The sequence below is a fragment of the Nocardia farcinica genome (genome assembly GCF_029867845.1).
Lineage (GTDB): Bacteria > Actinomycetota > Actinomycetes > Mycobacteriales > Mycobacteriaceae > Nocardia > Nocardia farcinica_A.
In genome coordinates, this window is the sequence record NZ_JARWRU010000077.1 from 1 (window position 1) to 6222 (window position 6222).

Sequence of the window (6222 nt, forward strand, 5' to 3'; positions counted from 1 at the left end):
TGAGAGCGATCACCCGTGCACACCGATCACCTGTGCACACCGACTGCCGCCGCCGATTCCGTCGGCGGCGGTTTTTCGTGTGCGGATTACGCAGGTGGTAGCGAATTCCCAGCTGACACGGGCCCTTCCGGGACGTCGTTATCGTACGGAGATAATTTCGTCATTTTTCTGCCCGGAAGCGTTCACCGTGTGGTCGGACGTCCATTCACTTCGCGGACAGCAGGGGCGGTGAAACTCTGGTGCGGCCTCGCTGAGGGGTATTCGATTCACCCTCTCGCTGACAGGGGCCGACCGCTTGAACCTGATGAGGGGAAGTATGAGCAACAACCGCACCAGTGGGTTGCGCGGTGGTCGCGTCGCCGGCGTCGGCGCCGCCGCCACCATCGCCGTCGGCCTGTTCTCGGCAGGAGCCGCCGACGCCGACACGTTCGTGCCGCTGCCCGACGGTGAGAAGCAGGGCCCCGGCGTCACCATCACCCGCACCGGTGAGCACGCCGTCATCTCGCCCTCGCTGGCCGCCAACGGCGCGGGCCGCGTGGCCTGGGTGTCGGGTAACGCCACCGCCGATGTGACCGTCACCCCCGAGGGCGAGGAAGGGCCGAACAACGGCCCGGCCGGTGGTCCGGGCACCAACAACTCCTCCACGCACGGTGTTTCGCAGCTGAACACCGGCTACATCGTCGGCTGCCAGGTCGCCATCGGCGACGACGCGATCGCGGCCGGGCTCTCCGGCGGCATCGACCTCGAGGGCGGCAGCCTCGGTGGCTCGATCGGCCTCGAGCTCGGACCCGGCGATGTGAAATTCGTCCAGATCGAGCACAAGGACATCCCGGAGCCGGGCGTCTACTCGGTGGAGTACCAGGACTACGAGATCCAGATCCAGGGGTGCGCCGGCTATGCCCAGGCGCGCGCCTACACCGTGGTCGAGATCATCGGCGACCACTACTCGAAGACCACCCTCTACGGGGCGCCGTTCAGCATCGGCTGATCCGGGGCCGTCGCACCGGCAGTCGCGGCGCGGGCCGGCTCGTGCCGGGACCGCTGCCGCACCAGACAATCCCGGCCGCCGGGCGCAACCGGCGCGGCCGCAGAAGAACTCGATCCCGGAGGGGATGCACCAACCATGAACATCGGTAAGAACTCCATGCGCACGGCGGGCGTGCTCGCCGCGGCGTCCGTCGCCTTCGGCATGCTGTCCGCGGGTGCGGCCAACGCCGACACCTTCGTGCCGCTGCCCGGCGGCGAGATCACCAAGACGCTGTCCGACGGCACCGTCGTGACCGTGCGCCTGGTGAACGAGTCCGCGCTCATCAGCCCGTCCATGGGCGCGACCCCGGTACACCGCAACGCCTGGGTGTCCGGCAGCGCGCAGGTCGAGCTGTCCGGCGGCGAGAAGATCGGCGGCAGCATCTACCCCGGCTACGTGGTGGGCTGCCAGGTCAACATCGACGGCGGCGGCGTCGAGGGCGGCGTCGAGGGCGGCGTCGAGTGGGAGGACGGCGCGGGCAGCCTGGGCGCCGAGAGCGGCGGCGAGCTGACCCTCGGCCCCGGCGAGGCGAAGTCGTTCTACCTCCTCGACCTCGAGGAGGCCGACGACTACGGCAACGAGGACCACGCCAAGCGCAACAAGTTCAAGGGCAACAGCGGCTCGGTCACCTGGGCCGACTCGACCATCGGTCTGTCCGGCTGCGGCGGCTACGCCCAGGCGCGCGCCTTCGTGCGGGTCAAGGTGGAGACCGACAAGGTGACCTCTTCGGTCACGCTGTGGGGCCAGCCGTTCAGCATCGGCTGATCCGGCCCGGCAGGCGAAACACACTCCGCGACCGCGGGTCCGGCACACGCCGGGCCCGCTGTCCGGTTTCCGCGACCGGTCAGCGGCCGGTGGTTTCGCGGGTGAGGTGGGCCTCCGACCGGGCGACGGCGGATGGATGTCGCCGGAAACGTCGTGCCCGGGTGGGGCTGCCGCGTTCTGCGTCCCCGGCCCGCCGCGGCCCGGGGCAGCGCGTGCGCCCGTGGTGCGCGGCCGATTACGCTGGCCGCGGTCACGGTCGCCGTAGCGCGGCAGGTGCCGTGCATACGGATCGACGGCGGGAGAGTGCGCGTGGTGACAGTGTTGGTGAAAGGGCAGAACGGCCCGCTGGCTACCGGTGAGGTCGTGGTGTCGGTCCGCACCGAGGCCGCCGTCGATGTCTCGGCGCTGCTGGTGAGCGAGGCGGGCAGGGTCCGCGACGACGCCGACTTCGTCTTCTTCAACCAACCCGAGGGGCCCGGTGTCCGGCTCGGCGCGGGAGCCCCGGCCGCTGTGGAGATCCGCACCGCGCAGGTGCCCGCCGACATCGCCCAGGTGCGGGTGGTGCTGACCCTCGATCAGGAGGGCGCTCGCTTCGGCGATGTCGCGCCGCCGGTGGTCACGGTCGCCGACCGCGCGGGTGCGCCGCTGTTCGAGTACCGGATCGACGGGCTGGGCGGGGAGTCGGTGGTCATCGCGATCGAGGTGTACCGGCGCGGGGCGGACTGGAAGGTGCGCGCGGTCGGCCAGGGGTATGCGGGCGGGTTCGCCGACCTGGTGACCGACCACGGTGTGAGCGTCGACGACGAGCCCGCTCCCACCCAGCCCGCTCCCACCCAGCCCGCCCCGCCGCGGCAGGCCGCTGTGTCCACCGCGCCACCGCTGGGGGACGGGCTGCCGGTGCGCAGCGTGCCGGACGAGGCGAAGCTGTCGTTCGACAAGCGCGCCACCCTCGATCTGCGCAAGCGCGAGGTGGCCAAGGTGCTGCTGACCAAACAGGCCGTCGGCGTGCGGGCGCGGGTGGTGCTCGTCATCGACAAGACCGGCAGCATGGCCAAGATGTACGAGCGTGAGGTGATGCACCGGGTGGTGGAGCGAATGGTCCCGATCGCCATCCAGCTCGACGACGACGGCCGACTGGAGCCCTACCTCTACGCCGTCGACTACCTGAAGCTGCCCGATATCACGGTCGCGGAATCGGATCGCTGGTCACAGACCTACCTGCACCTGTCCGGGCGGCACGGCGGCCACGACTACGCGAAGATCGGCGGGCGCAATGTGGAGCCGCCGGTCATGCGGGCCGTCGTCGACTCGCTGCGGCCGGGGCAGCAGCCCACGCTCGTGTTGTTCTTCACCGACGGCGGTTTCGCCAAGAAGCGCGAGATCGCGGCGCTGATCAGGGAGTCCTCCGCGCTGCCCGCGTTCTGGCAGTTCATCGGCCTCGGCAAGGCCAACTACGGTCTGCTGCGTGAACTCGACGAGCTCGACGGGCGGGTCGTGGACAACGCCGGTTTCTTCGCGCTCGACGACATCGACGAGGTCGACGACGCGCAGCTGTACACGCGTCTGCTGGGCGAGTTCCCGGAATGGTTGCGAGCGGCGAAGGCGGCGGGGGTGGTGCGCTGATCGAGCCGGCCGGCCGGGCCGCCGCCCGGCCGACAGCCGAGCGGTCAGCCGATGACGGCGTTCATGATGGTGCCCGCGCTGGTGGCGACGGCGCCGCCGATCATCGCGCCCGCCACCATCTTCGGCGACTCGAGGCCGCCACCGGACCATTTCTCCCAGGCGAAACGCCCACCCGCGTAGATGATGGCGCAGATGCCCGCCAACAGGACGAACCAGGTGAGATACCGCACGAGTTGCAGGATCTTGTCGGACATGGGTGGGGCCTCAGGCGTCGGGTTACCGATCTGAGCCAGGGTGTCGAAAGCTGATGCGGTGTCGAGTACTGCGGCCAGAATCATCGTCGTGCTACTCATTCCGGGTTCGGGACAAGGAGAATCGCTCTAGGAATGGTACGCGGTAAACCGCTGTGGCGCAGTCACCTCCCCGCACGTGCCGCCGTCCTTGCGGGATGGTCGCCGGGTCGCGATCATGGGGTAGGCGCCGGGACGCAAAGTCGTTGCGCCGGAATCGGTACTGCGGCTGGACGAGGTGTGAACAGTGAGCGTCATCCTGACGACTGTGCAGGACACGGTTACGACGTTGGCGCAGGTCGGCAACCCGACACCGGAGGCTCCTCCGCTCGCGGACAAGATCATGCTGTTCGTTCGCTACGCGACCTGGTTCGCGATCCTGTCCGGCATCCTGAGCATCATCTACGCCGGCGGGCGCTTCGCCTGGGAGAAGTGGTCGGGCAGCGGCATGGAATCGCCGAAGATGGTGGCGGGCGCGATGATCGGCGGAGCGGTGGCCACCAGCGCCGGGACCATCATGAACGCGGTGATCGGGGCCTGATCGGCTGATCCGCCCCGCGCGGGGCCGCCGATGGGCTCTAATCGAGGGCATGAGGGAGTCGAAGCCACGCGGCCGCGCCCCGGTGGTGGCCGAGGCCGACATCCGCAAGCAGGCCCGCGCCCTGCTCGCCGAACACGGCCCCGACGCGGTCAGCCTGCGCGCCATCGCCCGCGCGCTCGGCATCACCGCGCCCGCGCTCTACCGCTACTACGACTCGCGCGAGGACCTGCTGGCCGCGCTGCGCTCGGAGTGCTGCGACGAGCTGGCCGCCGAACTGTCCGCGCAGGTCGCCGCCCTGCCCGAGGGCGTGTCCGAGGCGGACGGGGCAGCGGCGGACGGGGCAGCGGCGGACGGGAGCTGGGGCGAAGGTGGCGGGGGAGACGGGCTGGTGCAGTTCTTCGCCATCTGCCGGGGCTTCCGGCGCTGGGCGCTGGCCAACACCCAGGAATTCACGCTGGTCTTCGCCTCGCCGGGGGCGGTGACCGGGCCGGTCTCGCAGCGGTTCACCGAGCCGTTCGGCCGGATCTTCCTCGCCGCGGCGGGCAGGCTGCTCACCGGATACGAGATCACCACGCCCGCCACCGACCTCATCCCGCCCGCGCTGCGCGAGGACCTGCTGGACTTCCGCACCGAACTGCTGGCCGCGCTGTCGGAGTCCGGCCAGAAGTTCCCCGCCGAGAAGCTGGACCTCGGCGTCACCTATCTGATGATCCAGAGCTGGGCGCGACTGTACGGGCACGTGACCCTCGAGGTGTTCGGCAACTACCCGCTGCCGCTGTCACAGCCGGAGGTCATGTTCGACGCCGTGCTGGCCGATCTGGCCCGCTCGTGGGGCCTGACCTGACGCCGCGCCTCCCCGCACGCCGCCGCTCTAGATGCGTGCGCCCTTGCGGCGGTTGCAGCCACGGCACAGGATCTGGAGGTTGCTCGCGCTGGTCGCGCCGCCGCGGCTCAACGGGATGATGTGGTCGAACTCCAGGTAGTGCGTACTGCCGCACTCCACGCAGCGGCCGCCGTCGCGCTGCCACACCTCGGCCTTGACCTCCTGGGAGATGCTGCGGGTGTCGCGCCTGCCCGGCGAGAGCACCAGCCGCTTGGCCACCCGGAGCGCGCCCTCCAAGGCGGCGGTCACGTAGTCGGGATCGTCCACCTCGAAGTCGGCCCCGCCGCGCGCCGAGGTGGCCGCGACCTGTACCGCGCCGTCGGTGTTCTGCACCGAGACCACCCGCGACCAGGGCAGTTCCACGCCCGCGCCCGCGCCGACGAAGCGCAGCTTCTTGTTGCTGGCGATCAGCCTGCCCTCGGTGCGTCTCGGTCCGCGCGCGAGCGTCCTGACCTGGACGGCCGGCAGGTCGAGGTGCACCTTCTCCTCGGAGTCCAGATGCAGGTCGGGGGTGCGGATCACCGGCAGATCGCCCTCGCGCAGCCTGCACAGCAGCCTGCCCCGGTGCACCCGCCTGCGCAGGTCCTCCACCAGCGGCCCGCTCAGGCGCAGTTCCGCCAGGGCGTGCTCGAACAGCTCGAACTCCTCCTGCTGGATCTCGCCGTCGGCGAAGGCGAAGGTCACCATGCGCTCGATATAGCTGAGTCCGAGATCGCGCAGGGCGGCGCGGCCACGGCTCTCGTCGATGCGCTGGTAGCGCAGCGAGGCCCACAGGTGCTCCCACGGCTCGCCGATCGGGCCCGAGGTGGTGAGCACCCGCCAGGCGCTGCTGTGCCAGTGCGTGAGGAACTCCTCGATCTCCACCTCACAGGCGACACACGCGGACAGCCCGCCGAACAGCTTGCGGCGGCGCGGGGCGCCGCAGCGCGGACAGTCGCGGGGGTCGTCCCGGGTGCGCAGGTAGCTGTCGGAGGTCCAGCGGACGCCGTCCCACCAGCGCATGCGGGCGGGCTCGGCGGGATCGGGATGCCAGTCGGCGCGCGCCGGATCGGGTGGGGACGGCAGGGGCGCGGGATCGGGGTGGCGCCTGGTC

General features: G+C 70.5%; 7 protein-coding genes. 5 read left to right on the forward strand and 2 right to left on the reverse strand.

Annotated elements, in window-relative coordinates:
- Positions 1-316 precede the first annotated feature (316 nt).
- The 3 genes from QH283_RS01280 to QH283_RS01290 all read left to right on the forward strand — a co-directional run bounded on the left by QH283_RS01280 (position 317) and on the right by QH283_RS01290 (position 3415).
- On the forward strand, positions 317-988 hold the full coding sequence (locus QH283_RS01280; RefSeq protein WP_280501183.1) for an MspA family porin: 672 nt from the start codon (positions 317-319) through the stop codon (positions 986-988).
- 135 nt (positions 989-1123) lie between these two features.
- Positions 1124-1792 (forward strand): MspA family porin, encoded by a 669-nt coding sequence (locus QH283_RS01285; protein ID WP_280501184.1) that lies wholly within the window; start codon positions 1124-1126, stop codon positions 1790-1792.
- 309 nt (positions 1793-2101) lie between these two features.
- The gene (locus QH283_RS01290) at positions 2102-3415 is read left to right on the forward strand and encodes a vWA domain-containing protein (protein ID WP_280501185.1); all 1314 of its coding nucleotides are present in this window, start codon (positions 2102-2104) and stop codon (positions 3413-3415) included.
- A 44-nt stretch (positions 3416-3459) separates the two neighbouring features.
- Here QH283_RS01290 and QH283_RS01295 read toward each other — a convergent pair whose 3' ends face one another.
- Positions 3460-3753, reverse strand: a complete 294-nt coding sequence (locus QH283_RS01295) for a hypothetical protein (RefSeq protein WP_040795218.1) — start codon at positions 3751-3753, stop codon at positions 3460-3462.
- 199 nt (positions 3754-3952) lie between these two features.
- Here QH283_RS01295 and QH283_RS01300 point away from each other — a divergent pair, with 199 nt between their 5' ends.
- Positions 3953-4246, forward strand: coding sequence for a hypothetical protein (locus QH283_RS01300; protein WP_280501186.1), 294 nt, complete (start codon positions 3953-3955; stop codon positions 4244-4246).
- A 49-nt stretch (positions 4247-4295) separates the two neighbouring features.
- Entirely contained in the window at positions 4296-5090 is a 795-nt protein-coding gene (locus QH283_RS01305; RefSeq protein WP_280501187.1) for a TetR/AcrR family transcriptional regulator, read from the forward strand.
- Positions 5091-5117: 27 nt separating this feature from the next.
- On the opposite strand, the gene QH283_RS01310 is transcribed toward QH283_RS01305, so the two are convergent.
- Positions 5118-6222 (reverse strand): HNH endonuclease (locus QH283_RS01310; RefSeq protein WP_280501188.1); only part of this gene is annotated, 1105 nt, incomplete at its 5' end.

Bases quoted from the DNA above. Each gene is read 5' to 3' on its own strand.
- QH283_RS01280 (WP_280501183.1), top strand. From the start codon at position 317: ATGAGCAACAACCGCACCAGTGGGTTGCGCGGTGGTCGCGTCGCCGGC.
- QH283_RS01285 (WP_280501184.1), top strand. From the start codon at position 1,124: ATGAACATCGGTAAGAACTCCATGCGCACGGCGGGCGTGCTCGCCGCG.
- QH283_RS01295 (WP_040795218.1), bottom strand. From the start codon at position 3,753: ATGATTCTGGCCGCAGTACTCGACACCGCATCAGCTTTCGACACCCTG.
- QH283_RS01305 (WP_280501187.1), top strand. From the start codon at position 4,296: ATGAGGGAGTCGAAGCCACGCGGCCGCGCCCCGGTGGTGGCCGAGGCC.